Source organism: Carboxydocella thermautotrophica (assembly GCA_003054495.1).
Classification (GTDB): domain Bacteria; phylum Bacillota.
This window is the reverse complement of the sequence record CP028514.1, coordinates 2,477,743-2,502,534: the sequence shown is the minus strand read 5'-3', so window position 1 is coordinate 2,502,534 and position 24,792 is coordinate 2,477,743. Positions and strand designations below refer to the sequence as shown.

At 46.4% G+C, this 24,792-nt stretch carries 30 protein-coding genes; all 30 read left to right on the top strand.

Annotation, left to right across the window (positions count from 1 at the left end):
- Position 1 precedes the first annotated feature (1 nt).
- Positions 2-1,123 (top strand): GGDEF domain-containing protein, encoded by a 1,122-nt coding sequence (locus CTH_RS12725; protein ID WP_078666087.1) that lies wholly within the window; start codon positions 2-4, stop codon positions 1,121-1,123.
- Positions 1,124-1,188: 65 nt separating this feature from the next.
- Positions 1,189-2,493: a DEAD/DEAH box helicase gene (locus CTH_RS12720; protein ID WP_078666086.1), complete on the top strand. Its 1,305-nt coding sequence runs from the start codon at positions 1,189-1,191 to the stop codon at positions 2,491-2,493.
- Complete coding sequence (locus CTH_RS12715) at positions 2,486-3,232, top strand: ComF family protein (protein WP_078666085.1); 747 nt, start codon at positions 2,486-2,488, stop codon at positions 3,230-3,232. Before CTH_RS12720 ends, CTH_RS12715 begins: the two co-directional genes overlap by 8 nt.
- The gene (locus CTH_RS12710; protein WP_078666084.1) at positions 3,207-3,581 is read left to right on the top strand and encodes a hypothetical protein; all 375 of its coding nucleotides are present in this window, start codon (positions 3,207-3,209) and stop codon (positions 3,579-3,581) included. The genes CTH_RS12715 and CTH_RS12710 overlap by 26 nt, the downstream gene beginning before the upstream one ends.
- Before the next feature lie 119 nt (positions 3,582-3,700).
- Entirely contained in the window at positions 3,701-4,003 is a 303-nt protein-coding gene (flgM, locus tag CTH_RS12705; protein ID WP_078666083.1) for a flagellar biosynthesis anti-sigma factor FlgM, read from the top strand.
- Between the two features lie 16 nt (positions 4,004-4,019).
- Positions 4,020-4,526, top strand: a complete 507-nt coding sequence (locus CTH_RS12700) for a flagellar protein FlgN (protein ID WP_078666082.1) — start codon at positions 4,020-4,022, stop codon at positions 4,524-4,526.
- Positions 4,527-4,530: 4 nt separating this feature from the next.
- Positions 4,531-6,438 carry a flagellar hook-associated protein FlgK gene (gene flgK / locus CTH_RS14215; protein WP_159071975.1) on the top strand — a complete coding sequence of 636 codons (1,908 nt, stop codon included), beginning with the start codon at positions 4,531-4,533 and terminating at the stop codon, positions 6,436-6,438.
- 13 nt (positions 6,439-6,451) lie between these two features.
- Complete coding sequence (flgL, locus tag CTH_RS12690; protein WP_078666080.1) at positions 6,452-7,327, top strand: flagellar hook-associated protein FlgL; 876 nt, start codon at positions 6,452-6,454, stop codon at positions 7,325-7,327.
- Positions 7,328-7,376: 49 nt separating this feature from the next.
- On the top strand, positions 7,377-7,937 hold the full coding sequence (locus tag CTH_RS12685; protein ID WP_078665878.1) for a DUF6470 family protein: 561 nt from the start codon (positions 7,377-7,379) through the stop codon (positions 7,935-7,937).
- 11 nt (positions 7,938-7,948) lie between these two features.
- Complete coding sequence (gene fliW / locus CTH_RS12680) at positions 7,949-8,422, top strand: flagellar assembly protein FliW (protein ID WP_107754141.1); 474 nt, start codon at positions 7,949-7,951, stop codon at positions 8,420-8,422.
- On the top strand, positions 8,394-8,618 hold the full coding sequence (gene csrA / locus CTH_RS12675) for a carbon storage regulator CsrA (protein WP_107754138.1): 225 nt from the start codon (positions 8,394-8,396) through the stop codon (positions 8,616-8,618). The genes fliW and csrA overlap by 29 nt, the downstream gene beginning before the upstream one ends.
- Positions 8,619-8,818: 200 nt before the next feature.
- Positions 8,819-9,643 (top strand): flagellin Hag, encoded by an 825-nt coding sequence (gene hag / locus CTH_RS12670; RefSeq protein ID WP_079932771.1) that lies wholly within the window; start codon positions 8,819-8,821, stop codon positions 9,641-9,643.
- Between the two features lie 77 nt (positions 9,644-9,720).
- Complete coding sequence (locus tag CTH_RS12665) at positions 9,721-11,505, top strand: motility associated factor glycosyltransferase family protein (RefSeq protein ID WP_159073894.1); 1,785 nt, start codon at positions 9,721-9,723, stop codon at positions 11,503-11,505.
- On the top strand, positions 11,498-11,836 hold the full coding sequence (locus tag CTH_RS12660; protein WP_078665873.1) for a DUF8042 domain-containing protein: 339 nt from the start codon (positions 11,498-11,500) through the stop codon (positions 11,834-11,836). Before CTH_RS12665 ends, CTH_RS12660 begins: the two co-directional genes overlap by 8 nt.
- Entirely contained in the window at positions 11,836-13,140 is a 1,305-nt protein-coding gene (locus tag CTH_RS12655) for a motility associated factor glycosyltransferase family protein (RefSeq protein WP_078665872.1), read from the top strand. Before CTH_RS12660 ends, CTH_RS12655 begins: the two co-directional genes overlap by 1 nt.
- Positions 13,124-14,143, top strand: coding sequence for a UDP-N-acetylglucosamine 4,6-dehydratase family protein (locus CTH_RS12650; protein WP_174183003.1), 1,020 nt, complete (start codon positions 13,124-13,126; stop codon positions 14,141-14,143). Before CTH_RS12655 ends, CTH_RS12650 begins: the two co-directional genes overlap by 17 nt.
- A gap of 19 nt (positions 14,144-14,162) precedes the next feature.
- Complete coding sequence (gene neuB, locus CTH_RS12645) at positions 14,163-15,197, top strand: N-acetylneuraminate synthase (RefSeq protein ID WP_174183027.1); 1,035 nt, start codon at positions 14,163-14,165, stop codon at positions 15,195-15,197.
- A gap of 14 nt (positions 15,198-15,211) precedes the next feature.
- The gene (gene neuC, locus CTH_RS12640) at positions 15,212-16,342 is read left to right on the top strand and encodes a UDP-N-acetylglucosamine 2-epimerase (protein WP_242946635.1); all 1,131 of its coding nucleotides are present in this window, start codon (positions 15,212-15,214) and stop codon (positions 16,340-16,342) included.
- Positions 16,343-16,356: 14 nt separating this feature from the next.
- Positions 16,357-16,995, top strand: coding sequence for an acetyltransferase (locus CTH_RS12635; RefSeq protein ID WP_159071973.1), 639 nt, complete (start codon positions 16,357-16,359; stop codon positions 16,993-16,995).
- 5 nt (positions 16,996-17,000) lie between these two features.
- Positions 17,001-18,116 (top strand): DegT/DnrJ/EryC1/StrS family aminotransferase, encoded by a 1,116-nt coding sequence (locus CTH_RS12630; RefSeq protein WP_078665868.1) that lies wholly within the window; start codon positions 17,001-17,003, stop codon positions 18,114-18,116.
- A 92-nt stretch (positions 18,117-18,208) separates the two neighbouring features.
- Entirely contained in the window at positions 18,209-18,553 is a 345-nt protein-coding gene (locus tag CTH_RS12625; RefSeq protein ID WP_078665867.1) for a flagellar protein FlaG, read from the top strand.
- Between the two features lie 20 nt (positions 18,554-18,573).
- Positions 18,574-20,067: a flagellar filament capping protein FliD gene (fliD, locus tag CTH_RS12620; protein WP_107754132.1), complete on the top strand. Its 1,494-nt coding sequence runs from the start codon at positions 18,574-18,576 to the stop codon at positions 20,065-20,067.
- A gap of 18 nt (positions 20,068-20,085) precedes the next feature.
- A complete protein-coding gene (fliS, locus tag CTH_RS12615) occupies positions 20,086-20,502 on the top strand; it encodes a flagellar export chaperone FliS (protein ID WP_078665865.1) in 417 nt (138 codons plus the stop codon).
- Positions 20,489-20,839 carry a flagellar protein FliT gene (fliT, locus tag CTH_RS12610; protein ID WP_078665864.1) on the top strand — a complete coding sequence of 117 codons (351 nt, stop codon included), beginning with the start codon at positions 20,489-20,491 and terminating at the stop codon, positions 20,837-20,839. The genes fliS and fliT overlap by 14 nt, the downstream gene beginning before the upstream one ends.
- A gap of 123 nt (positions 20,840-20,962) precedes the next feature.
- Positions 20,963-21,247 carry a zinc-ribbon domain containing protein gene (locus CTH_RS12605; protein ID WP_078665863.1) on the top strand — a complete coding sequence of 95 codons (285 nt, stop codon included), beginning with the start codon at positions 20,963-20,965 and terminating at the stop codon, positions 21,245-21,247.
- Positions 21,248-21,511: 264 nt separating this feature from the next.
- Complete coding sequence (locus CTH_RS12600; RefSeq protein ID WP_078665862.1) at positions 21,512-22,096, top strand: DUF6305 family protein; 585 nt, start codon at positions 21,512-21,514, stop codon at positions 22,094-22,096.
- A 12-nt stretch (positions 22,097-22,108) separates the two neighbouring features.
- Positions 22,109-23,437: a sensor histidine kinase gene (locus CTH_RS12595; protein WP_079907194.1), complete on the top strand. Its 1,329-nt coding sequence runs from the start codon at positions 22,109-22,111 to the stop codon at positions 23,435-23,437.
- A complete protein-coding gene (locus tag CTH_RS12590) occupies positions 23,412-24,023 on the top strand; it encodes a response regulator (protein ID WP_078665860.1) in 612 nt (203 codons plus the stop codon). Before CTH_RS12595 ends, CTH_RS12590 begins: the two co-directional genes overlap by 26 nt.
- Before the next feature lie 44 nt (positions 24,024-24,067).
- A complete protein-coding gene (locus CTH_RS12585) occupies positions 24,068-24,418 on the top strand; it encodes a nucleotidyltransferase family protein (protein WP_078665859.1) in 351 nt (116 codons plus the stop codon).
- 36 nt (positions 24,419-24,454) lie between these two features.
- Positions 24,455-24,778 carry a ribonuclease toxin HepT-like protein gene (locus CTH_RS12580; protein WP_143311841.1) on the top strand — a complete coding sequence of 108 codons (324 nt, stop codon included), beginning with the start codon at positions 24,455-24,457 and terminating at the stop codon, positions 24,776-24,778.
- Positions 24,779-24,792 lie beyond the last annotated feature (14 nt).

The window sequence follows — 24,792 nt, the reverse complement described above, 5'->3', positions numbered from 1 at the left end:
AATGCAGAGAAAGGTTGAGCGCAACCTGTGGATTATTACCGGGGTGACCAGTTTTCCTTTCGTTATTCTAGCTCTGGCCAACCCGGATAAGGTGGTATTTCCCCACTTATATATACTGATGGCAGTCGCCGGTATTTTCAACGGCTTATTTGTGCCATTCTTCTTAATGCGGGGGGAAGGTAACTGGTTGCGCTACACTCTGGCCATTGGGGGTAATTTGCTGATTTCATATTTCTGGATTAATTTTACCGGTGGGGTGGAAAGCATCTTTTATCCTGCCTTTTACCTGTTGCCGATTGTAGCAGCTACTTTGTATGCCGACTTCCTTGGCGCGATGGCAACAGCACTGGTAGCCGGTGGCTTATCTATTTATGCCAAAGGCCAGGCAACAGGCTGGAAGGTGACTATGTGGCAGGATACGCGGATGCTGGCCCAGATTGTGCTCTTTTTCCTGGTTGCCGCCATTGTTGGTTATCTTTTGAAGGTACAAAGGGAACAATTCCGCCGTAACCAGAAGATGAATGAGGAACTGGAAATCGCCTATAGTCAGCTGATGGCTTCCCACGACCAGTTACAGAGTTACACTAATATTATTGAGAAAATGAACCGGGAAATGGAGCAACTGGCCATTACCGACGAGTTGACCGGTTTATATAACTATCGTTATTTCCAGATGACACTGGATAAGGAATTGAAACGCAACCGTCATTCTTCTTTAACCTTGATTATGCTGGATATAGATGATTTCAAAACCTATAATGACCGCTACGGGCACATGATGGGTGATAAGATGCTGGCCGAGGTGGCCCGGACCATTAAAAGCCTGGTCCGGGAAATAGACACCGTAGTGCGCTATGGCGGGGAGGAATTTGCCGTTCTCCTGCCAGCCACCAGAAGTGAAGAAGGTTTCCAGGTGGCGGAAAAGCTGCGCCAGGCTATCGCGGCTTTAAGGGTGCCGACAGCAGATGGGTTGCAGACCAGTATCACCGTCAGTGCCGGGATTTCCTGTTTCCCGGTCGATAGCTTGAACAAGTCGGAATTGATCAGTCATGCTGACCTGGCCCTTTATCGGGCTAAAGAAGATGGACGAAATTTAAGCCGTATTTATGAGAAATTACAGTAAGAGCAAGGCCGGACGCTGTCCCTGCCGGGAGCAGCGGCGGCCTGCTTTTGTAAAGGGGTAGGGGGATGAAGGGAGAAATCCAGCCGGCGGGACGATTGTTAACAACCCAGGAGCTGAAGAAAATCGGTTTAACACCCCAGCAGGCCCAGGCTTTAGGAGCGGTAAGACTGAAGGGGGAAGATGAGCAGGGCCGCTGTCAGCGTTGCGGAGCAGTGTTGACTGATCCTGCTTCCTGCCCTCTTTGTCGGGCAAGCCATGGCTGGTGTGAGGCCTGTGCAAATATGGGATTAATTACTTCCTGCACGGACCTGTGGTTGTTTCCCGCCGGGGAGCTAACCCCACCACAACCTGCTTTCAAGGTAAAGCTGGATTTTACCCTGACTCCGTTTCAGAAGCGGGCAGCGGCGGGAATCCTGGACTGGTTGCGGTTTTCTCCGGAAAAACAGGCCCTGTTATGGGCCGCCTGCGGGGCGGGGAAAACGGAAGTAATATTCCCCGCCCTGGCCCTGACTTTGAACCGTGGTCAGCGGGCCTTACTGGCAGTACCGCGGCGGGAAATTGTGGTGGACCTGCAGGAACGGATTAAAAAGGCCTTTCCGGCAGTTGATCTCACCTTTCATTATGGGGGACAACCGGAACTGGCCAGAACGGGGGCTCTGGTGGTTGCTACCACCCATCAGGTGTTGCGCTTTCGCCATTGCTTTGCCCTGGTGATAGTCGATGAAGTAGATGCCTTTCCCTACCGTCAGGATGAACGGCTGGCGCTAGGAGTAGAGCGTTCTTTGTCGCCCGGTGGTAAAATGCTGACCATGACAGCTACTCCTGACCTTAAAGACGTGGAGAGAAGGCGGCAGGCGCGCACCCTCTTTTATTTGCCCCTGCGCCATCACGGGCAGCCGCTGCCGGAACCGGAAGTACGCCCTGATAGCCGGGAGGAATTGTTGCTCTGCCTGAAGCAGGCGGGGCCCTGGCTGGTGTTCGTGGCTTCGGTTCGCGAGGCCCGGGAGTTAAGCAACTGGTTAAAGGAACAGGGAATTGCCGCCAGTGGGGTATGGGCGGCGGACCCGGCGCGGGAGGAGAAAATAGCCGCCCTGAAGACAGGGCAATTGCAGGCCCTGGTAACTACCACCTTGCTGGAAAGGGGAATAACCATTCCTGGCGTAAATGTAATAGTCTGGCGAGCTGACCGGGAAAGGATTTTTGAACGGGCAGCCTTGATTCAGATCAGTGGCCGGGTGGGCCGTACTGCCGACCGCCCCGGCGGTCGGGTAATCTGGCTGGCAGCACAGCAAACGGGGGCAATGCGGGAGGCCCTGGAGAGTATTAGATACTTGAACCGAATAGGCAGGGAAGGTGAAGGAAATGGGTAGACTTTTACGTCCTGTTATTAAAGAAATAGGCCGCTGGCTGTTTCCCGAGGAATTACCCTGCCCTTTTTGCGGCACAGTAGGGATGAAATGGCATCCCTGTCCTACCTGTCGCCGCCAGTATAAACTGATGCGGCAACAACAGCACTGCCCCCGCTGCGGCCGCCTGGGCTATCAGGGATTGTGTCCGGCTTGCCAGAGCAAAGGCTATTTTCAGGTCGCCAGAGGTACTGGCCCTTATGGGGGGATATGGCAAAAAGTCCTCTATGAGTTCAAGTACCAGGGCCGTCGCTCTCTGGGCTGGCATATGGCCCACTGGCTGGCAGAAACGGTACTGGCGGAGCCTGGCTTTAAAGGCAGCCAGCTGGTAGTACCGGTACCTGTGGGACCGCAAAAAATCCTGGAGCGCAAGTTTAACCAGAGTGCTGTTCTGGCGGAGCATCTGGCCTGGTTTTTGCATTTACCGGTAGAGGAGGTTCTAGTGAGGACCAGGGATACCAGACCGCAGAGTAAACTGGGGCGGGTAGCCCGTTTATATAACCTGAGAGATGCTTTTAGTCTCATCAACCCTGATGTGGTAAGGGAGAGAAAGATAATCCTGGTGGATGATGTCTTAACCACGGGAGCGACAGCAGAGGAATGCAGTCGTATTTTACTTGCTGCAGGCGCCAGGGAGGTCAATGTCATCACCTGGGCTACTGGCCAGGGGGAGGTGGATGAAAATGGAACTAAAAAACTGTGAAGAGTGTGGCAAACTGTTTATGTCCGCCGGGGCTTTGCGTTGCCCGGAATGTTTGGACAGAGAGGAAGCAATTTTTTCCCGCATCCGGGATTATGTTTGGGAACATCCCGGAGTAACGGTGGATGATGTAGTTAGAGAACTGGGGGTAAAACCGGAAAAAGTGCTGGCTTATTTACGGGAAGGCCGTCTGGCCATCAAAGGCCTAACCTGTCAGAGATGCGGGGCGCCTATCAACATGGGGCGAATATGCCAGCGTTGTGCGAAAGAACTGGAACAGAATGTGAACAGGACAATCAAGGGACATAAAGCCAAAATGCACACTGCCAGCATGAGAAGAGAGAAAAAATAAGAAAACGAGAGGAAGAAAGAAATATTTTAATTTTATGGCCAGGAATGCAAATTAAGGTCTTGGCTTTTTTCTTCGATTAATTGACAGGACAATTTTTGCATTTAAGGTCGGTGAAGGATATGATAATCTCCAACCAGCAAATTCAATATATTTTAAAAGCCTATGGTCAAAAACCTGTCAATAAACCGGGAACAGTTAAAACTGGCGGAACGGCAGCCGGGGAGGGGCGGGACCAGGCCCAGCTTTCTCCGGAGGCGAAAGCGCTGCAAGCTGCCCTGGCGGCAGTAAAAGAGGCACCGGAGGTCAGGGAGGAAAAAGTGGCGGAATTGAGGGAAGCCGTTCGTTCCGGTACTTATAACGTGTCAGCGCAAGAGATTGCCGATAAAATGCTGGGACGGTTACTGGTAGACGAGTTGGTCTAGGAAAGGTGGTGGCCCCATGGCAACAGCAGCCGGGGTTCTGCAGGAATTGACACAGGTGCTGGCCGGGCAGAGGGATGTCTACGGCCGGCTTTTGTCATTGGCCAGAGAAAAACAGGAAGCGCTGGTGAGAGGGGATTTGCCGGTTATTGAGCAAATCGTGGCTCAGGAAGAACAGCTAGTGGTTCAGGTTGGAAAATTGGAGGAAGCCCGCAATCAACTGGTGGAAGCGCTGGCAACTGAACTGGGGCTGGAAGACCGGCAGCTTACTATTTCCAAACTGCTGGAACTGGGGGCTGGGGATACTTCCCGCCTGCAGGGGATTGCAGCGGAGCTGACCCATGTCCTGGAGGACCTGGGCAAAGTGAATGAACAAAACAAACAACTGTTGCAACAGTCCTTGAAGTACCTGGACTTTACCGTTAACCTGCTGGCCGGGCAGGAGGATTTGCCGGTCTATCATGGCAAAGAGGGAAATAACCCGGGAGAGCGGCCCCCGGCGCGATTATTTGACAAGAAGGTGTGAGGAGATGCGGAGCACATTTTTTGGACTGGAGATAGCCCGTTCAGCCATCCAGGCCCAGCAGCGGGCCCTGGATGTAACCGGTCATAATATTGCCAATGCCAATTCCCCCGGCTATACCCGCCAGGAAGCGGTACTGGGGGCGAAAGCGCCCTATACGGTACCGGGGATGAATCGCCCCACTTCACCGGGTCAGGTAGGAACCGGGGTAGCAGTAGAGGAGATCCGGCGTTTGCGGGATGGCTTTATTGATGCCCAGATCCGCACAGAGAATAAAAACCTGGGCTACTGGGAAGCTAAACGGGATGCGTTGCAAAAAATCGAGGTCATACTGAATGAACCTTCTGATGCCAGTTTGCGCAATGTTCTGGATCAATTCTGGCAAGCCTGGCAGGAGCTGTCCAAAAATCCGGAGAGCCTGGCGGTGCGTTCTGTTGTCCGCCAGCGGGGGATAGCGGTGGCGGAAACCTTTAACCATCTGGACCAGCTCTACCGGGAGCTGCAGTCTGACCTGAATGATAATATCAAGGTCAAGGTACAGGATATCAACTCCATCGCCCAGCAGATTGCGGAAATTAACCTTCAAATCTTGCCAATTGAGGCTCAGGGAGACCGGGCCAATGACCTGCGGGACAAGCGGGATCTGCTGCTGGACAAACTGGCCAAAATCGCTGATATTCGCATCAGTGAAAATAAACTGGGTCAGGTAAATGTATCTATTGGCGGACGGGAGATCGTAACCGGCAGTCAGGTTTCCTTGCTGCAGGCGGTAGCCAATCCGGCCAATAATGGTTTTGTGGATGTGGTCTGGGCTGATGACCGGCAACCGGTCAGATTCAGTGCCGGGGAAATTCAGGGCTTGCTGGAGGCCCGGGGTTATTCCGATCCATCCACAGGTGAGTTCAAGGGGATTATTCCCGAGTTGCGGAAAGAACTGGATATGATGGCTAAAACCATTGTGGAAGAGACCAATAAGCTGCACCGGGGCGGTTATGACCTGACCGGAAATCAGAATAACAACTTCTTCAAACCCTATGTGGAAGGGGTGTATCCTCCCAGTGGAATTTCCCTGGCCCAGGCTATGCAGGTGGATGATGCCATTCTGGGCAGCCTCAATGCCATTGCGGCCGGCAACACTCCGGAAGCGGGGGATGGCGAAAATGCTCTGGAGATTGCTCAATTGAAACATAAACAGCTAATGGATTTGACCAAAGGTCAGAGCGGGCTGCTCAGCACCTGGCAGACAGAAAAGCCTTACGCCACCCGAGCCGATGGGCTCACAACAGTCGCCTATTCCGGCACAACTAATATCCTGGGCGGACTGTTTAATTTAGCGGATTTCCAGCCCAATGCAGCCCTGGTCTTTAAACAGGGTGACAAATCCTTTACTATCAGTATCACCGACGGCGCCGGGGCAGACGCCCTGACTCCGGCTGGAATAGTGACAGTCAATGATTTGCTGGCCAAAATCAACAGTGAGGCTCTGGCTCAAGGAATGGATCTGACAGCTTCTCTGGTGGAAAAACCCCCTGCCTCTGGCCAGTATGTACTGGAAGTAAAGGCAGGAAGCAAGGGGCTGGATAAACAAATCACCATTGAGGAGCGCAATTTCCAGGGGGCTGCTACCTTTGGCTGGGCCAATGCCAATGTAACTGGCACTGTGGATGATTTCTATCGCTCCCAGCTGGGGAAAATAGGGGTAGACAGCCAGGAAGCCAGCCGTATGGTGGAAAACCAGCAATTGCTGGTGGATCAGCTGGAAAACCGGCGCCAGTCCCTGGTCGGAGTGTCCATCGATGAAGAGATGACCAACCTGATCCGTTTCCAGCATGGCTATAACGCTGCTGCCCGGCTGGTGACGGTTATTGACGAAATGCTGGATAAAATAATTAATGGCATGGGGGTAACCCGATAGGAGGTGAAGGGCAGTGCGCGTAACTAACCAGATGATGATCAATACCTTCCGTAGAAATCTCAGCAGCAGTATGCGGGAAATGGACCGCCTGCAGGAACAGCTGTCCAGTGGCCGCCAGATCAACCGCCCTTCTGATGATCCGGTAGGTTTAACCTATGCCCTGCGGCTGCGGACCAATCTGACGGAAAATGACCAGTATCAGAGGAATGTTTCTGACGGCCTGACCTGGCTGGAAAATACAGATAGCGCCTTGAATGAGGCCGGCCAGGCTTTACAGCGGGCCCGCGAGCTCGCCGTCTATGGGGCCAATGGAACCCATAGCCAGGAGTCCCTGGATGCCATTGCCAGGGAGGTGGCTCAGATCCGCCAGCACCTGGAGGCGGTGGCCAATACGGAGGTAGCCGGCCGCTATCTCTTCGCCGGCACCAAAACTACTACTAAGCCCTATGACAATGGGACCTGGCAGGGCAATACAGCGGTGATGAAATATGAAATCGGTCCGGGAGTTACGGTGCCGGTGAATGTTAGCGGGGCCGAGGTGTTTGGAGATAATACCGACAGTGTGTTTAAGGCGCTATCAGATTTGGAAAGCAAACTGCTGGCAGGGGACACGGCCGGAGTGTCGGCCCAGATTGGGGTTATTGACCAGTGGCTGAACAAAAATCAGTCGATTCGGGCTGAAGTAGGAGCGCGGACCAATCGTTTTCAACTAGCCCAAAGCCGACTGGAAGATGGTTATATAAACTTCAGCACGCTTTTAACCAAGACTGAGGATATAGACACTGCCAAAGTAATAACTGAGCTTAAAATGCAGGAAGAAGTTTATCGGTCAGCTCTGGCGGCCGGGGCCAGGATTATTCAGCCTACATTAGTGGACTTTTTGCGCTAATTTTAAGGCCAGTGGTTAACACTGGCTTTTTTTAAAGGAGTGGTGAGCCATGCAATTCCGCATAACTCATGTATGGCCACGAATTGAAATAAATGCCATTCCGGCACAGCAACGGCTGGAACAGATACCGGCTAGGATTGAGATTACAACTCAACCTACCAAAACGGAAATGGTAGGGGAGCCTTTTCGGGTGGAAATCAATCAATATCCCTGTTTTGCTGAAACTGGATTGAAGAATGTGTTTGATCTTACGCGAGATGAGGCGGAGCGGGCTAAACAGCTGGTATTAGAGGGCATTGGAAGGCGGGCAGAAGAAGGAGATGAACTGGCCGCTATTGAACATAAGGGTAATCCCCTGGCCGAGCAGGCTGAGGCTGTTGCTAATCCACCGCCGGCAGAGTTCAACATTGCCTTCATTCCTCAGTCACGACCGGAAATCACTGTTAGTGGAGGTAAAAAGCTTTTGATCGAACCGGGAAAGGTGGAAATTAGTTTTCGGCCGGGACAGGTAATCCATGATTATCAACCGGGCAAAGTGGAAATCTACCTGGCCCAGAAACCAGAGTTGCAAATAGAATTTATCGGTAGCGTTGTAGACATACGCAAATAGGGGGAATTGGGATGGAAATTACCACCAAAGCTTTTGGCGTCATTAAAATAAATGAGGAAGATATTCTTAATTTTATTGGCCCTATTCTGGGTTTTGAAGATATCAAACAATATGTGGTGTTGCATGACCAGAACAACCCTGGTCCATTCTTCTGGCTGCAGGCGGTAAACAGTCCAGAACCGGCCTTTGTGGTAGTAGAACCTGGAACGATTTTAGCAGACTATCAGCCTGTTTTTCCGCAAGAGGAACTGGAATCGCTGGAAATTGACGACCAGGCAGACTTGCGGATTTTGTTGATTGTCCGGATTCCGGAGAATATCAAGGATATCAGTGTTAATTTAAAGGCCCCTGTGCTCATAAATGCTCGTAAAGGACTGGCCAAACAGGTCGTTCTGGAAGATAAACGATATTCGGTAAGACATTATTTGCTGCCAGCCGTTCAAGGGGGTGAAACCCGTGTTGGTACTGAGTCGGAAAGCAGGTGAGTCTCTAGTTCTGGGGGAAGGGATTGAAGTAAAAGTGGTGGAAATCAAGGGGGATAGAGTGAAACTGGCCATCTCTGCTCCCAGAGAAATTGGGGTCTGGCGGAAGGAGGTTTATGAAGCGATTGTAGTTACCAACCGGGAAGCTCAGGGGGTAAATTTAGAAAGTTTGGCGGAGATGCAAAGAATCTTAAAATAAGTTGTCAATCAGAGTAATCAGGAGATATTTTTTTATAAACAATCTAGAATGCATATATTTTCTGAAATACGATGTAAATAAAAATTATCATCTCACGATAATATTATTGAGCAAATCACCCACCGTCATAGCGGCCGGATGACGGCGGGAAAAATTTCGGCATGGATGCCGAAAAATAATATCAAGGAGGATGAAAAATTATGAGAATTAATCACAACATTGCATCTCTAAACACCTATCGGCAGTTGACTGCTAATACTGCTGCAGCTTCCAACTCGATCGCCAAACTTTCTTCCGGTCTGCGCATTAACAAAGCCGGGGATGATGCTGCTGGTCTTTCCATCTCCGAAAAAATGCGGGGTCAGATTCGGGGTCTGCAACAGGCTTCCCGGAACGCCCAGGATGGTATCTCCCTGATCCAGACTGCTGAAGGTGCTCTGAACGAGACCCATGCTATCTTGCAACGGATGCGGGAACTGGCAGTACAGGGGGCCAATGATACCAACGTTACAGCAGACCGAAGCGCCATCAAGGATGAATTATTGCAACTGAAGCAGGAAATTGATCGTATTGCAGCTAATACTGAATTTAACACCCAAAAACTGCTCCAGAAGAATGACTCTTATATCTTCCAGGTAGGAGCCAATTCCGGACAAAATATCAAGCTAGTTATTAATGCAATGAATGCATCAGCGTTGGATGCTAATTTAACCCAGGCTAAAATCAGCGGTTTGTCTACTTACGGTAACTTTACTTCCTTTGTAACAGTAGTAAATAACGCCATTACCAAAGTATCTACCGAACGTTCCAAGCTGGGTGCCTATCAGAACCGGCTGGAACACACCATCAACAACCTGGATACCAGTGCTGAGAACCTGACAGCTGCTGAATCCCGGATCCGTGATGTAGATATGGCCAAGGAAATGATGGAATTCACCAAGAACAACATCCTGACTCAGGCTGCTCAGGCAATGCTGGCGCAGGCCAACCAGCAGCCGCAAGGGGTTCTGCAGTTACTCCGGTAATAAGTTTATGATTGATACTAAAATAGGCAGCCTTTACAGGTTGCCTATTTTAGTATTAGTTTTAAGGAGAAATGGAAATGGGAGAAATAATCAAACTAGAAAATAGTCAATTTAAAGAGTTTCAAATCAATATACTGAACAGTAAAAAAGGTCAACCTTATGTAATTGTCAATGGCTTGTTTTTGCACAGCCGCTATGATCCAATTAAAGAGGCTCAACGTTGGGCAGAAGTTCATTACCAAAAAAACCATTTACACATTTTATTCGGTTTTGGTGCAGGGTATTTTGCTCAAGAACTTTTGCGACACCTGGATGAAAATGATTTTTTGCTGATCATAGAACCTGTTGCTGAACTCTTTCTAGAAGCAGCTAAATTTATTGATTTACACCAGTTTTATGCGCATGAGCGCGTACTTATTTTGGTTGGATTTGAACGCATGGAAATTGAACGTCATTTGCGCTTTATAATTAATCTGCAATATGCAGGTCGAGTGGAAGTTTTATGTTCTCCCAATTATGACAAACTTTTGCCTGAGGAAAAAAATCAACTGGAAAAACTGGTTTTGGAAGTAAGCAAACTGGAACTGGTAAATTTGAATACTATCAAGTATTTTGCCCAAACCTGGCAGGATAATTTTTTGTCTAATCTCTATTTTTCCTGGAAATCAATACCTTTTCGGCGTTTGGCAGGAAAACTGGATTGCCCTGTGGTAATTGCTGCGTCAGGGCCATCTTTAAATAAACAGCTCGAATTATTAAAGAAAATTAAAGATCAAGCATTAATTATAGCTGCAGGGTCAACCATTAATCCTCTGTTAAGCGGGGGAGTTAAACCCCATCTGGTAGTAACCATTGATGGCAGCACAGCTAACCTGAAACATTTTGAAGGGATAGAAATTGATGATATTCCCTTATATTATGCTTTGATTGTGCATAAAGAGATTCCGGCAAAACACAGGGGTATAAAAGTGGTTTTTAATAGCGATAACCAGCAACTGGCAGAATGGGCTGACCAGGTTTATGGAGAGCCTCTGGGCTATATCAGAGGCGGTCCTTCAGTAGCCAATTTTTGTTTTGACCTGGCCAGACAGATTAGTTCGGGGCCGATTTGTTTTATTGGCCAGGACCTGGCCTATACAGGCAATAAATCCCATGCAGAAGGAAACAAATATTTTAAAGAAATACAGCTGGAACCGGAAAAAGTGGATGGGAAAAAATATTTGCGTACTAAAGGTTTTTATGGAGAAGAAGTTATTACCGATTATCCTTTTCTCAACATGAAGAAACAATTTGAAGACCAGCTGCTGACCATGCGGAAAGTCTACGAGGACCTGCGACCTGTTTATAATGCTACTGAAGGTGGAGTTTACATCGAAGGAATGGAACACATTAGTTTTAGAGAGTTTATCGAACGCTATTGTAACCGGGATGTCCGTGCTCACCTGGCCAGTCTCTATTTGCAAGATATTGAACCGGAACAGGTTAGGGACAGGATTGAGAAAAGTTACGAGGAGGAAATGGTTAAACTAAAACAAGTAGAGCGATTATGTCATAAGGCACTTGACTTATTAAAGGGGGTTTCCCGGCAAACTGAACATGTTAATGCCAAAATTCTGACTAAATTGGATAAAATAGATGAGGAATTGAATAAGTTGTTAAAGAGTAATTTAGTACATTTTGCCATTATGCCGGAAATTTTCCGCATCAATCATCTCTATCTGGAACCAGCCAGGGAAACGGCTGTGGAACGGACTAAGAGAATTCTGGATAAATCAGAGGCTCTTTACCGTTCCATCAATAAGGCTGTTATTTATGTTACTGAGATTATTGAAAAACTAAGAGAGGATAATGCAGATGAATAAAGAAGATTTACTAAATGAAACCATGGCCAGTTTGGCGGAATATCTGCCCAAATTGATTGCAGGTTGTCAAAAAATTGCCGAGCAATTTCATACTGCTGATGAAGCCAGTGCCATGCAATTACTGCCGGCAGCCATTGAAGGATTAGAGTGGGTTATCACTGCTGTAAGTGAATTGCAAAAATTTGGCCTTTTAACAGAGATTGATCCAAGCAAATTAACTATGCATTTTTCGGAACTGGAGTCAGCTCTCGCTAACCGCGATTATATTCTGCTGGGCGATCTGCTGGAATATGAGATTGTACCAGTCCTGGAAGAGTGGTTGGATAATTAATGAGCATTACCTGGGAGAAAATTATAAGCAGAACTGGTTTGCCGACGGTAAAAATCAGAGAGGGAAATAAGGAAATCTATTTACACAGTAAATACGACCCTTTACGTGAAGCCGAGCAGTGGGTTAAAGGCTGGACAGAGATGATGACCGGTCACCCTCAGGCCCTGGTGGTAATCGGGCTGGGGCTGGGTTATCATGTCCATATTCTGGCTGAACAATACCCCGATTTTCCTATAACAGTATGGGAATTTAACCCGCACTTCTATAATTGGATAAAAGAACAACACCTGCTCAGACTGTCCGAGAGAGTTAAAATCTATTGCAGTGAAAATATAGAAGAAATAAAGAATATATTATTACCTTTGCTTCTGGCTCCTGAAAATATGGTTTTTATTCACAATCATTCTCTGGCCCTGATGTCTGAGGCTCTGTCACCAGTTAAAAAAGTCCTGGAAAGTTATCTTTTACAACAGAGAGCTTATAAAAATCAGAAAAAGTTACTTGAAGAAAATTTTGCTCACAATCTTACTTTAAACGATCCTGGTCTTACAGCTTGCAATAAATTCATCAACGGCAGCCCTGTTCTTCTGGTCTCGGCAGGACCGTCTCTAACCAAACAACTCTCGATTTTAAAAGAAATTGCTGCAGAAGGCTCTATTAAAATTGCGACAGTGGGTACAGCCCTGAAGCCCCTGGTTAAGGCAGGTATAATACCGGACCTGGTAATGATTTCTGACCCCAATGAAAAAATTAGTGAACAATTTAATGTAGAAATTAATTTACCACTTCCACCTTTGTTTTATCTTTCAACGGCAAATCATTCTGTAGTGGCCAGTTATCAGGGGCCAAGGTATATTGTCTGGCAAAAAGGGTTTGCACCTGCGGAACTGGAAGCAGAGAAACGCAATCAACCCCTTATTTTAACCGGTGGCTCAGTAGCTACCTGTTTGCTGGATCTACTGGTGAAATTGGGTGCATCCTCTGTTGGCCTGGTTGGACAGGACCTGGCTTATACAGACGGTTACAGTCATGCAGCAGATACGGTGGCGGCACGGCAGATAATCGCGGATCATAGCTTACTCTGGGTAGATGGTTATGATCAGCGGGGCAAGGTACCTACTTCCCTCAATTTGTTTTCTTACCTCAAATGGTTTGAGAATTATGCCCTTATGTTTCCTGGAAAGGAATTACTCTGGAACTGTACGGAAGGCGGAGCATATATTCCTGGTTGGCGGCATGAACCACTGGCGAGTTACTGGCGTTTTGCCTTAAGGAGGCGGCAAGAGGATGGAAGAGATTTATAAAGGAAAACGCATCCTGGTGACCGGGGGAACAGGCACGATTGGCAGTGAACTGGTCAGGCAGCTTTTGCAATTTCAGCCTGAAGTTATTCGCCTTTATAGTCGGGATGAATCGAAACAGTTTGAACTACAACATGAGTTTCGTTCACATACCAATATCCGCTATTTACTGGGGGATATCAGGGACAAGGAAAGACTCAAACGGGCTATGGAAGGGATTGATGTTGTTTTTCATGCGGCGGCTCTGAAACATGTTCCTGCCTGTGAGTATAATCCCTTTGAGGCAGTTAAGACCAATGTCCTTGGTACCCAGAATATTATTGAATGTGCTCTTGATGAAGAAGTGGAACGGGTAATTGCCATCAGTACAGACAAGGTAGCTAATCCTACCAATACCATGGGGGCAACCAAACTATTAGCAGAGAAACTCATGGCTGCTGCCAATTACTATAAAGGAGCCAGGAAAACTGTTTTTGCCTGTGTGCGTTTTGGCAATGTTATGGGGTCCAGGGGGTCAGTCATTCCTTTGTTTATCCAACAGGTTGCCCGGGGTGGACCTTTAACTATAACTGATCCGGAGATGACCAGGTTTATGATGTCCATTCCCGAGGCAGTGGCACTGGTCCTGAAAGCAGGAGAAATCGCTCGGGGCGGGGAGACCTTTATTCTGAAAATGCCAGCTTTAAGGCTGGGAGATCTGGCGGAAGTGATAATCGAAGAGGTTGCGCCAAAACATAATTATACAGCCAGGGATATCAGAATCGAGGTTATTGGTTTGCGAGCTGGAGAAAAACCCCATGAAGAATTGATGACAGCTGATGAGGCTACACGGGCAGTGGAACTACCCGGTATGTTTGTTATTTACCCCAGTATCGATCCGGCCAGTTATAATACCGAAGGTCAGTATCAGGCCTATCGTTCCGATGCCGGACCCTTGCTGACTAAAACAGAGATTAAAGAAATGTTATATCGATTAGGTTTACTGTACAAACGGGCGACTGACTGAGAGTCAGGAGGAAATGCGCATGATTGTATTAAAGGATAGGCAAATTGGGCCCGAACAGCCAGTTTTTATCATTGCTGAAGCAGGGGTTAATCACAATGGAGACCTGCAATTAGCGAAAAAAATGATAGATGTGGCAGCTGCAGCAGGGGCTGATGCTATCAAATTTCAAACTTTTAAAGCAGAGAAACTGGTGACCAGAAATGCGCCAAAAGCAGATTACCAGAAGAAATCTACTGAAACCAGGGAATCCCAGTTTGCTATGTTAAAAAAACTTGAGTTAAGTGAACAGGACCATTATGAGCTGTTTGCCTACTGTCAGGCTAAGGGAATCCGTTTCATGTCTACACCTTTTGATGAAGAGAGTTTGTTATTTCTACATTCGTTAGGGGTAGAGTTGTTTAAGATCAGTTCCGGAGATTTGAATAACCAGCCTTTTTTGCATAAAATCAACTCCCTTGGCAAACCCGTTATTTTATCTACGGGGATGGCTAATTTATCAGAAATAACCGAAGCGGTTCAAATACTTTCCAACTGCCCTCTTGTTTTATTGCATTGCACAACTGCTTATCCAACTCCTGTAGAAATAGTAAATTTGCGAGCGATCAACTTACTACAAGAAAAGTTTGGGCCGATGGTAGGATATTCCGACCATACACTGGGGACGGAAGTAGCAGTAGCTGCAGTTGCCCTGGGAGCGATCGTTATCGAAAAGCATTTTACTCTGGACAAAAACCTGCCGGGCCCAGACCAGCAGGCTTCCCTCAATCCCGAGGAATTAACTTTAATGGTACGGCAAATCAGAAATGTAGAAAAAGCACTGGGCAACAAAAGGAAGGAATGTACAGAAATAGAGACGGCCAATAAACTTGTAGCACGAAAGAGTATCGTTTCCAGTCAGTTTATTCCCAGCGGGGTGACTATTCGAGAAGATATGATTGCTATTAAGAGACCGGGTACTGGGATTGAACCAGGGTTATATAGCAAGGTCATTGGCAGAAAGGCAAAAGTGGATATTGCACCCGATCAGCCATTGACCTGGGATATGCTCGAATGATTTTGAGGTGAATTATGAGGAAAATTGCTGTAATTACCGGCACCAGAGCCGATTATGGTATTTATAAACCGATTTTGACAGCTATCAGCCAGCACCAGGAATTAAGTTTGCAGTTAATAGTAACAGGTATGCATTTGCACACCCGTTTTGGGCGGACTATTGAACAAATCAGGCAAGATGGTTTTGCCATAGCAGCGGAAGTACCCATTCTCTCTGAAACGGACGGTCCAGACGAGATGGCAAAGGCTATTGGTCGGGCGATTCTGGGGTTGACAGAAGCAATAGGTCAGCTTGAACCTGATTTGGGACTGGTACTGGGGGACAGGGGGGAAATGCTGGCTGCAGCCATTGTTTTTTCTCACCTGGGTATTCCTGTTGTCCACTTACATGGTGGAGAAGTTTCAGGAACGATCGATGAGTCGGTCCGTCATGCAATTACCAAACTGGCCCATATTCACTTTCCTGCCACTGAAAGCAGCAGAGAAAGACTGATTAAAATGGGGGAAAAACCGGAAAATATCTATGTCGTCGGAGCAGCCGGGTTGGATTATATTATCAATAAACAATATACCGCCAGAGAAATTCTCGTACAAAAATATCGGATCGATGAGAAAAGGCCTTTGCTACTGGTTTTACAGCATCCGGTCAACTGGGAATATACTGAGGCAGGCTGGCAAATGGAACAGACAATGCGGGCGCTGGAACGGCTACAGTTGCCAACTATTCTCATCCATCCCAATTCCGATGCCGGGCACCTGCGGATGCTGGAAATAATTAGGCAATACCAAAATAGGGCCTGGCTGCAAACCTTTCCCAGCATCCCTTCTGCCGATTTTCTGGGTTTAATGCAGATTGCTGCTGTGTTGATAGGAAATTCCAGCAGTGGAATTATTGAGGCCCCCAGCTGCGGTTTACCGGTTATAAATATTGGATCTCGTCAAGCTGGTAGAGAGAGAGCAACGAATGTGATTGATGTCGATTATAATGAGGAAATGATTTATGCTGCTATTATAAAAGCACTTAAAGATGGGCGTCGAACTTATGATAATCCATATGGAGATGGTAAAACCGGCCCAAGAGTTGCAGATTTACTGGCCAGGATTGAGATAAATCGGGATTTATTAAATAAACAGATAGCCTATTAATGGTGGGGGTTAAAATGGCTAAGTTGATTATTGTAGGAGCTGGTGGGCATGGGCGGGTGGTGCTGGATATAGTTTTAGCACAATCCCAGTGGGAGGATATTGTTTTTGTAGACCAGAATCCGCAATTGTTCGGGCAAAAAATAAAAAATATACCTGTCATAGGTAATATCGAAAAATTGCCGGGATTAAAGGAGGCTGGCTATACAGACTGTATAATTGCTATCGGAGACAATCAGGCGCGGGCGCAAATGGCTGAACAAGCAAAAAAAGCTGGACTGAAATTCATCAATGCCATTCACCCATCAGCCCTGATTAGTGTTACTGTCAGAATGGGGGTCAATAATGTAATTGCAGCTGGCAGTATTGTTAACACCGATGTGCAAATTGGTTCCAATGTAATAATCAACACTGGAGCCATAGTTGAACATGATAATATAATTGAAGATAATGTACATATTTCGCCCGGTGCTAGATTGGCTGGTAAAGTCCAGGTTGGCCGGGGTGCCCATGTTGGTATTGGTGCTACCGTTATTCAAAACATAAAAATTGGGGCAGAGGCGGTGATAGGAGCTGGTGCTGTGGTGATTTCCGATGTTCTGCCCAGATCTACGGTAGTGGGGGTTCCGGCCAGACAGCTTGAGAAACGGAGGTAAACTAGATGAAGATACCGCTTTCAGCTCCGGATATAACGGAGAGGGAAATAGACATGGTTGTGGAGGTTTTACGCTCAGGGCAATTAGCTTTAGGGCCCAGGATGATTGAATTTGAAACCCGGATGGCAGAATATACAGGCGTAAAACACGCCATCGCTGTTAACAGTGGTACTAGTGGCTTGCATTTGGCAGTTAGAGCATTGGGGATCCAGGAAGGGGATGAGGTAATTACTACCCCTTTTAGTTTTGTTGCCAGTGCCAACTGCCTGTTATTTGAGCGCGCTCGCCCTGTGTTTGTGGATATTGAACCTGAGACATATAATCTGGACCCAAACAAGATTGAAGCTGCCATAACTGAAAAAACCAGGGCTATTTTACCGGTCCATGTTTTTGGACAGTGTTGTGAAATGGATAGAATCCGAGAGATCGCTGCCAAATACAATCTCACGATTATTGAGGATGCCTGTGAGGCAATAGGAGCCGAATATAAAGGCAGAAAAGCAGGAAGCTTTGGGGAAGCAGCGGTATTTGCTTTCTATCCCAACAAACAGATGACCACCGGTGAGGGTGGGATTATCGTAACAGACAGGGATGATATTGCCGAACTTTGCCGTTCTATGCGCAATCAGGGCCGGGGTAAAGAGGGACGCTGGCTGATACATGAACGATTGGGCTATAATTACAGAATGGATGAGATGAGCTGTGCCCTGGGTTTAGCTCAGTTGAGCCGGATTGAGGAGATTATGGCCAAGAGGGAAAAAGTAGCACAGGAATATAATATGCGATTAAAAGAGCTGGATGAAATCAAGATACCTGAAGTAAAACCGGAAAATAAAATAAGCTGGTTTGTTTATGTGATTACATTAGCGGAAAATATTAACCGGGAGTTATTTATGCATGAATTGCAAGCTGAAGGGGTTGCCTGCCGGGCTTATTTTGAACCCATACATTTACAACCTTTTTATTGTGAGACATTTGGATACCGCAAAGGGGATTTTCCTGTATGTGAAAAAATAGCCAGCAAAACTGTAGCCCTACCTTTTCATAATAATTTATCTGAAACTGAAATCGATTATGTAGTCAATGTTATAAAAAAAGCCATTAGAACAGCTAAAAAATAATGAGAATAAGAGTTATTTAAGCCAGATGGCATTTGTTTTTTTTGGGTTGTTTACGATAATAAATTTAAGGATAATTGTGCGGAGGGATTATCATGAAGATTGATAATCGGGTGCTGGTTAATAATGTTAATAATATTGAGCCAGCCAGGATTAATAAAGAAGCGAAGTTGCCGGAAGAAAGTCAACAGCAGACTGATATGAAGATTGAAAACCAGGAGCAAATGTTGCAACTGGTTATAGAAAAGGCAAATAAAGTTTTGGAAGGATCAGAAAGACATTTTGAATATGAAGTACACAAACCGACTAATCAAGTGGTCATTTCGGTGATTGATGATAAAACAAAAGAAGTTATCCGGGAGATTCCACCCAAAAAATTACTGGACATCATCGCAAAACTCTGGGAGCTAGCCGGAATTATTGTAGACAAAAAGGCCTGATTTGAAAGTGGGTGAATACCATGAGTGGTAACTTGCGGATTGGAGGTCTGGCTACAGGCCTGGATACAGATCAAATCATCAAAGATTTAATGAAAGCAGAACGAATACCAGTCGATAAATTAAAACAGCAGAAACAGATTATCGAATGGAAAAAAGAAGATTATCGCAGTTTGAATTCGGCACTGGCTGCATTACGTAATGAAGTTTTTAACCTGAAACTGGAAGGGACTTTTCGGGCCAAAAAAGCTACATCTGCAGATGAAAAGGTCGTTCAAGCCTATGCCAGTTCAGCAGCAGTTGTAGGTAATTATAAAGTGACTGTGCATAGTTTGGCCCAGGGAGCAAGCAAATCATCAACAGCGGCACTGGGGGTTGCGGCTAATCCCAGTCAGAGTCTGACAGCGGTTAATTTAACTTTTCGATTAAATGGTAAAGATATTACAATTAATGCCGGTGATAATATTAATCAAGTTGTGAGCAAAATTAATGCTGCGGGAGCAGGGGTTAATGCTTCTTATGACACTACAACAGACAGACTTTATTTGGTAACTACTGCTATTGGAGCGACAGCACAAATCGATTTTTCCGGTACAGTAGCAGGCAGTGACGGTGCCAATTTTTTAACCAATACTTTAAAACTCAATGTATCCCTTGATGCTGCAAATAATGATACAACGAAAGTCATAGGGAAAAATGCGATAATTGATTTTAATGATGCAACCAATTTAACCTTTGGCAGCAATCAGGTTACAATCGCTGGTATAACCTTAGATTTAAAAAGCGAATCTGCTACACCGGTTAATATTAGTGTTAATGCTGATGTGGATTCGGTAGTAGCCAAAATAAAAAGTTTTGTTGACAAATACAATGAAACTATTGAGCTTTTTAACAAAAAGTTTTCGGAAGAGCGTTATAAGGATTACCTGCCTTTGACTGACGAACAGCGGCAACAGCTCTCCGAAACTATGCAACAAAAATGGGAAGAAAAAGCCCGAAGCGGCTTGCTGAAAGGAGATAGTTTAATAAGTTCTGCGCTGGGTGGGATGAGGAGTGTGTTAAGCAGTATTATCCAGGGCCTACCCAGTAGTTTCAACCAGTTATCCCAGATTGGTATTACTACTGGCTTATATCAGGAAAATGGCAAACTTTATTTGAACGAGTCGAAATTAAGAGAAAAACTGAATACCAACCCTGATGATGTGATGAACATTTTCCGTAAGGATAGTACAGTAATAGCGGAAAAAGGGATAGCCATACGTTTATATGATGAGATCAGCAACCAAATTAACAAATTTTCAGCTAAAGCGGGGTCAATTTACACATATAGTTTGGTTGATAATAGCACCCTTGGAAAAGAACTTAAAGAAATTAATAACAGAATTAGCGCAGCAGAAGATCGTTTAAAAGAAAAAGAAGACCGCTACTATCGACAATTTGCAGCTTTAGAGCGGGCTATTAACATGATGAACGCACAAAGCAGCTGGTTAGCTTCCCAGTTTGGTGGCGGAAAATAGAAAGCGGGGGATTAAGTAATGACAGTAACCAATCCGTATCAACAATATCTTGATAACCAAATAAACACGGCAACCCCGGAAAAACTCCTTTTAATGCTTCTGGATGGTGGGATCAGGTTCTGTCAAAAAGCTGTTCAGGCAATAGAGCAGAAGGATATCAGTGAAGCTCATACCAACCTGGTAAAGGCCCAAAATATAGTCCTGGAACTACTGGCAACCCTGGACAGGAGTTATCCCATTGCGGAAAATTTAGCAGCTCTTTACGATTATATGAATCGTCGTTTAATTGAAGCCAATATTAAAAAAGATGCAACTATCATTAATGAGGTTATTGGTTTTTTCAAAGAACTGAAAGAGGCTTTTGCCCAGGCTGCCCTGATTGCAAAAAACAACAATAACAGCATGGTCCGAGGTGGCCTGAATGTGGCAAAATGAGATAGAACGGGTGCTGATCCGTCTCCTCGATTTAACAGAAGAGATCATCACTCTATTGTTGAATAAAGAAATAGATAAACTGGAAGGCTTATTGACGGAGCGCGGAGATTTATTGCAATGGCTAGGAAATGTCCAAGAAAATAATATTTCTGCTTACAGCGATCTCATGACCACAATCAGAGAGAAAGATCAGGCGATGCTGGAGCTGGCTTTAAAGACAAAAGAGGAACTGGCCAGTCAGATAAAATTTCAGCAACAGGCCCGAAAAGCTGTCTGGACTTATGAAGCGGATAATAATTTCATTCCCGATGCCATTTTCTTTGACCGCAAAAAATAATTCCTCTTTCCTCTTGCACTTTCATCAATTACCAGCTATAATAAGATTATACCTTTGCTTGAGTAATAGCCATATTACCTGGGCGAAGGGAATAATACCTATTCAGGAAAGAGGGATTTCTACATGTACCAAGACAAGACTCTCGTGTGTAAAGACTGTGGGCAGGAATTCGTTTTCACCGCTGGTGAACAACAATTCTATGCCGAAAAGGGTTTCGAAAACGAACCCCAGCGCTGCCGTTCCTGCCGGAACGCTCGCAAAAACAACCGGACCGAAAGACCTCAGCGGGAAACCTATGCTGCTGTTTGCGCTGAGTGCGGTGCCGAAACTCAAGTTCCCTTCATGCCCAGAGAAGATCGTCCTGTCTATTGCCGTGACTGCTACTCTGCCAAGCGGGCTGCTCTGTAAGTAGCGCCTGTGCTGTTACAATAAACGGGATAACAAGGGAAGAACGACCCGGAGTTTTAGCTCCGGGTTTTTTCTTTCGACAGAATTTTTGTAGCGAAAAAGTTGTCCTAAAAGTTTTCCACAGAAAAAAGGTTTGAAATAACAGTTATCCACTGACTTATCCACATTATCCACAGGTTTTTATTCACAACCGGGCAGGAAGAGACCAGTCGATAGCGAAAGAAGAATAATAATGTCATTAAAAATGTCGAAAGAGGTTTTAAGATGTCAGCAAAGGTTACTTACTGGAAAAAGTGGATGGTAGTTTTCTTTTTACTTTGCTTTTATGTCCTGGCTGGCTTGTTTTTCTGGTCGGAAAAAGGAATATCTGCGCCTGAAGCAACAGAAATTCCCCATTTACCGGTGCCCATTGCCAGGGAACCGGTACTGGTAACCGGCCTGGGACAGGGGCCAGGCGGAGTAATAATCAACCGCCTTACATCTGTCTTGAATATTGACCATACCTTTCGATATAAAGCGGAATACAGGGATTTAACCGGTTATAAAACCCTGATCGTTGTTATTGATTACAATGTTCACAGCATGAAGGCGGCTTATACGGACTGGCAGGAAGAGAGGCAGCGGGTTTTGAATCTGGTGGCGGTGGCCAGAGGGCAGGGGATGAGGATAATTGGAGTTTTGTGCCAGCCGGGGCCGGATTTAACCGCCATCTGGCCCTATCTTGATTATTTGCTGGTTATTGAAATAACACCCGGGCAAGATTGGCAACTGGAAACCTATCAAGGACTTTTAAGCCGGGTATCCAGTTTTGAACAGGCCAAAATTCCTCTCAATGCAGTTTTTCGCTAAGGAGGCAAACTGATGGCGAAAAAGATTCTGGTGATATGCTTTTTAATGCTTGCCCTGGTAGGACCGCCTCTGTTTCAACCTCTGGCAGAGCTGGCAGTGAACTATTATGAAAAGGCCGGGATAAGCGGAGAGGGTATGGTGCTACTGGGGCTGGCTTATGGCTTTTTATATTACTTTCTGCTGGACCTGGTACCTATGCTCTTGTCCTTTACCCTCTGGAAATTAAGCTGGCCCCTGGGGAAAAAGGTGGCGGCCATAGTGGCGTTCCTGGCCTTTATAGGGGCGGAAAGCTATGCTTATTTTTTAGGGGGTGAGACTCCACCCTGGTTTTTAACCCTGGCCATCTGGTTCTGGAGTTTTGCACTGGTCATGGTAATAACTATGGCAGATTATAAACCGCCTTTAACGGTATTATTTTTGATGCCGTTAAGTTTAGCTACCATGGAATGGCTGCGCTTTTGGCCCCTCTGGCCGCAGGGGCAGTTAGCCTACGCCCTGGCCGAGGTAAGCAGTTTTCTGGGTGATGCCACAGCCATCAGCCTGATTCTGGTGAGTCTGGCCATATTGACTGCATTGCTGACCATAGTGGCCACCCAGTTACAGGCTATGTACTATCATAGTTATAAGGCCGCTGTTCAATCAGGGGAAGAACGCTTACGCTGGCTGGAATTGCGCAATTTACAGGAAATGCACACTCTTGTGCATGACCTCAAGACACCCTTGACTACTATTGCTGGCCTGAATTCTCTGGTGGGTCTTCTAACGGTACAGGAACAAATCCGGGAGTACAGTGAAAAAATCGCCCAGGCGGTGGATAATGCCAGTGCCATGGTTTCGGAAATCCTGGCAGAGGCTAAAAGAACCAGGATTTCCGTCGGAGATCTGGTCAATTACATCAGGGCCCATGTATTGCCCCGTTATACCGGGCAGACGGTGATTTTTGATATCCAGGGAGCAGAGCGGGAATTAGCGATTAACCATATTCGCATCACCCGGGCCTTGATCAATATCCTGGAAAATGCCTTTGAAGCCACTGCCCATCAGCCGGATGCCCGGATTAAGTTCAGCACCAGAGGGCATGACGGTTGGGTGGAATTTATTATCGAAGATAACGGTCCGGGCATGGAACCGGAACAGCTGGAAAAGATCTGGGAGTGGGGGTTTTCCACCAAAAAACAGCCATCGGGGTTAGGGTTGTTTTTTGTCAAACAGGTGATAACTCAACATCAGGGGAAAATTGAGATCAGCTCAACAAGAGGTCAGGGGACAAGGATAAAAATATTGCTACCGGAAGAGCGGGAAGGAGGTAGTTTGCTTGGCCAAAATCCTGATTATCGATGATGATGCCGCTATTCGCTATACTGTCGGGGAAATTTGCAAATTTGCCGGCTGGGAAGCGATAGAAGCGGAAAATGGGGCTCGCGGGCTGGAGCTGTTCACCCGCCATCATCCGGATCTGGTGCTGGTGGATTACCACATGCCGGCCTTAGATGGCCTGGAAACCGTTGAGCGTTTGCGGGAACTGGATAGCCATACACCGATTATTGTCCTTACAGTGGACGAACGGCAGGAAATCTGTGATGCCTTTCTGGCTGCAGGGGCCAGCGATTTTGCCTTAAAGCCTATTAAAGCCCCGGACTTGATTGCCCGTTTGCGGGTTCACTTGCAGTATGGTCAACTGCGGCGGGAACAGGTTTCAGATTTACCAAAAGGCATGAGTGCCAAAACCCTGGAATCCATTGCTGCTTTTCTGCGCCAGCAAACCGAACCTCTGACCATTGAGGAGATTCAGGCCGGGGTGGAGCTGGCCTATCCCACTGTCCATCGCTATCTCATGTATCTGGTGCAGGAAGGGAAAGTGGTCATTTGCTGTGATTACGGTCGGGTAGGACGGCCCAAAAACAAGTATATTTGGCAAAAGGATTAAAACATGGCATAATATTAGTACAGCCATCTTCTGGAGATGATTTTATGCCAGAGCGAGTATTTTTGCCCAATTGGGATGAATTGAGAGCGAGAGAGCAGAAGAAAATCGAAGAGTTGCAGCAACTGGGCTGGCAGAAAGCACGAATTATTGCCGATTATTTAAAACAACAATGGCAGGTAGAAAAAGTCTGGTTGATCGGCTCACTGGCTCAGGGGAGATTTGGTGTCAATTCGGATCTGGATCTGGTAATTAGTGGATTTAAAGATCAGCAACGATATTTCAAGGTCCTGGATGATTGCCTGAGACTGGCAGATCCTTTCAGTGTAGATCTTTTATTAGCGGAGGAACTGCCTCCCGGCTGGGAGAAAAACCTGCGAAATGGGGTGGAAATATGACCGGGCGTTACCGCATTGCTTTGGCCAGAATTGCCGATGAACTGGATAATCTTGATCAAGTATATGAGCGTTTTCAGAGATATCGATGAAAGCCTTCCTCAGGGCAGAAATTGGCACAGGGACCTGGCGGAACAAATGTGTCTTGCCATTCCAGAAACCCGGCCAGCTTTAATATCAAAAGAATTGGGTGAGAAACTGGCGGAATATCGTAGTTTCCGACATATTATTCATCATACTTATGGCTTTCAACTGGTCTGGAGTCGTATGGAACCATTGGTCAATGAGTTACCGGAAGTATACCAGGAAGCTAAAAAACAAATTAATGCCTTTATTCAGTATTTCAGTAAGCCTGGCAATTAGTTCAGGCTTTTTTC

Bases quoted from the DNA above. Each gene is read 5' to 3' on its own strand.
- CTH_RS12725 (WP_078666087.1), top strand. From the start codon at position 2: ATGCAGAGAAAGGTTGAGCGCAACCTGTGGATTATTACCGGGGTGACC.
- CTH_RS12720 (WP_078666086.1), top strand. From the start codon at position 1,189: ATGAAGGGAGAAATCCAGCCGGCGGGACGATTGTTAACAACCCAGGAG.
- CTH_RS12715 (WP_078666085.1), top strand. From the start codon at position 2,486: ATGGGTAGACTTTTACGTCCTGTTATTAAAGAAATAGGCCGCTGGCTG.
- CTH_RS12710 (WP_078666084.1), top strand. From the start codon at position 3,207: ATGAAAATGGAACTAAAAAACTGTGAAGAGTGTGGCAAACTGTTTATG.
- flgM (WP_078666083.1), top strand. From the start codon at position 3,701: ATGATAATCTCCAACCAGCAAATTCAATATATTTTAAAAGCCTATGGT.
- CTH_RS12700 (WP_078666082.1), top strand. From the start codon at position 4,020: ATGGCAACAGCAGCCGGGGTTCTGCAGGAATTGACACAGGTGCTGGCC.
- flgK (WP_159071975.1), top strand. From the start codon at position 4,531: ATGCGGAGCACATTTTTTGGACTGGAGATAGCCCGTTCAGCCATCCAG.
- CTH_RS12685 (WP_078665878.1), top strand. From the start codon at position 7,377: ATGCAATTCCGCATAACTCATGTATGGCCACGAATTGAAATAAATGCC.
- fliW (WP_107754141.1), top strand. From the start codon at position 7,949: ATGGAAATTACCACCAAAGCTTTTGGCGTCATTAAAATAAATGAGGAA.
- hag (WP_079932771.1), top strand. From the start codon at position 8,819: ATGAGAATTAATCACAACATTGCATCTCTAAACACCTATCGGCAGTTG.
- CTH_RS12665 (WP_159073894.1), top strand. From the start codon at position 9,721: ATGGGAGAAATAATCAAACTAGAAAATAGTCAATTTAAAGAGTTTCAA.
- CTH_RS12660 (WP_078665873.1), top strand. From the start codon at position 11,498: ATGAATAAAGAAGATTTACTAAATGAAACCATGGCCAGTTTGGCGGAA.
- CTH_RS12655 (WP_078665872.1), top strand. From the start codon at position 11,836: ATGAGCATTACCTGGGAGAAAATTATAAGCAGAACTGGTTTGCCGACG.
- CTH_RS12650 (WP_174183003.1), top strand. From the start codon at position 13,124: ATGGAAGAGATTTATAAAGGAAAACGCATCCTGGTGACCGGGGGAACA.
- neuB (WP_174183027.1), top strand. From the start codon at position 14,163: ATGATTGTATTAAAGGATAGGCAAATTGGGCCCGAACAGCCAGTTTTT.
- neuC (WP_242946635.1), top strand. From the start codon at position 15,212: ATGAGGAAAATTGCTGTAATTACCGGCACCAGAGCCGATTATGGTATT.
- CTH_RS12635 (WP_159071973.1), top strand. From the start codon at position 16,357: ATGGCTAAGTTGATTATTGTAGGAGCTGGTGGGCATGGGCGGGTGGTG.
- CTH_RS12630 (WP_078665868.1), top strand. From the start codon at position 17,001: ATGAAGATACCGCTTTCAGCTCCGGATATAACGGAGAGGGAAATAGAC.
- CTH_RS12625 (WP_078665867.1), top strand. From the start codon at position 18,209: ATGAAGATTGATAATCGGGTGCTGGTTAATAATGTTAATAATATTGAG.
- fliD (WP_107754132.1), top strand. From the start codon at position 18,574: ATGAGTGGTAACTTGCGGATTGGAGGTCTGGCTACAGGCCTGGATACA.
- fliS (WP_078665865.1), top strand. From the start codon at position 20,086: ATGACAGTAACCAATCCGTATCAACAATATCTTGATAACCAAATAAAC.
- fliT (WP_078665864.1), top strand. From the start codon at position 20,489: ATGTGGCAAAATGAGATAGAACGGGTGCTGATCCGTCTCCTCGATTTA.
- CTH_RS12605 (WP_078665863.1), top strand. From the start codon at position 20,963: ATGTACCAAGACAAGACTCTCGTGTGTAAAGACTGTGGGCAGGAATTC.
- CTH_RS12600 (WP_078665862.1), top strand. From the start codon at position 21,512: ATGTCAGCAAAGGTTACTTACTGGAAAAAGTGGATGGTAGTTTTCTTT.
- CTH_RS12595 (WP_079907194.1), top strand. From the start codon at position 22,109: ATGGCGAAAAAGATTCTGGTGATATGCTTTTTAATGCTTGCCCTGGTA.
- CTH_RS12585 (WP_078665859.1), top strand. From the start codon at position 24,068: ATGCCAGAGCGAGTATTTTTGCCCAATTGGGATGAATTGAGAGCGAGA.
- CTH_RS12580 (WP_143311841.1), top strand. From the start codon at position 24,455: ATGAACTGGATAATCTTGATCAAGTATATGAGCGTTTTCAGAGATATC.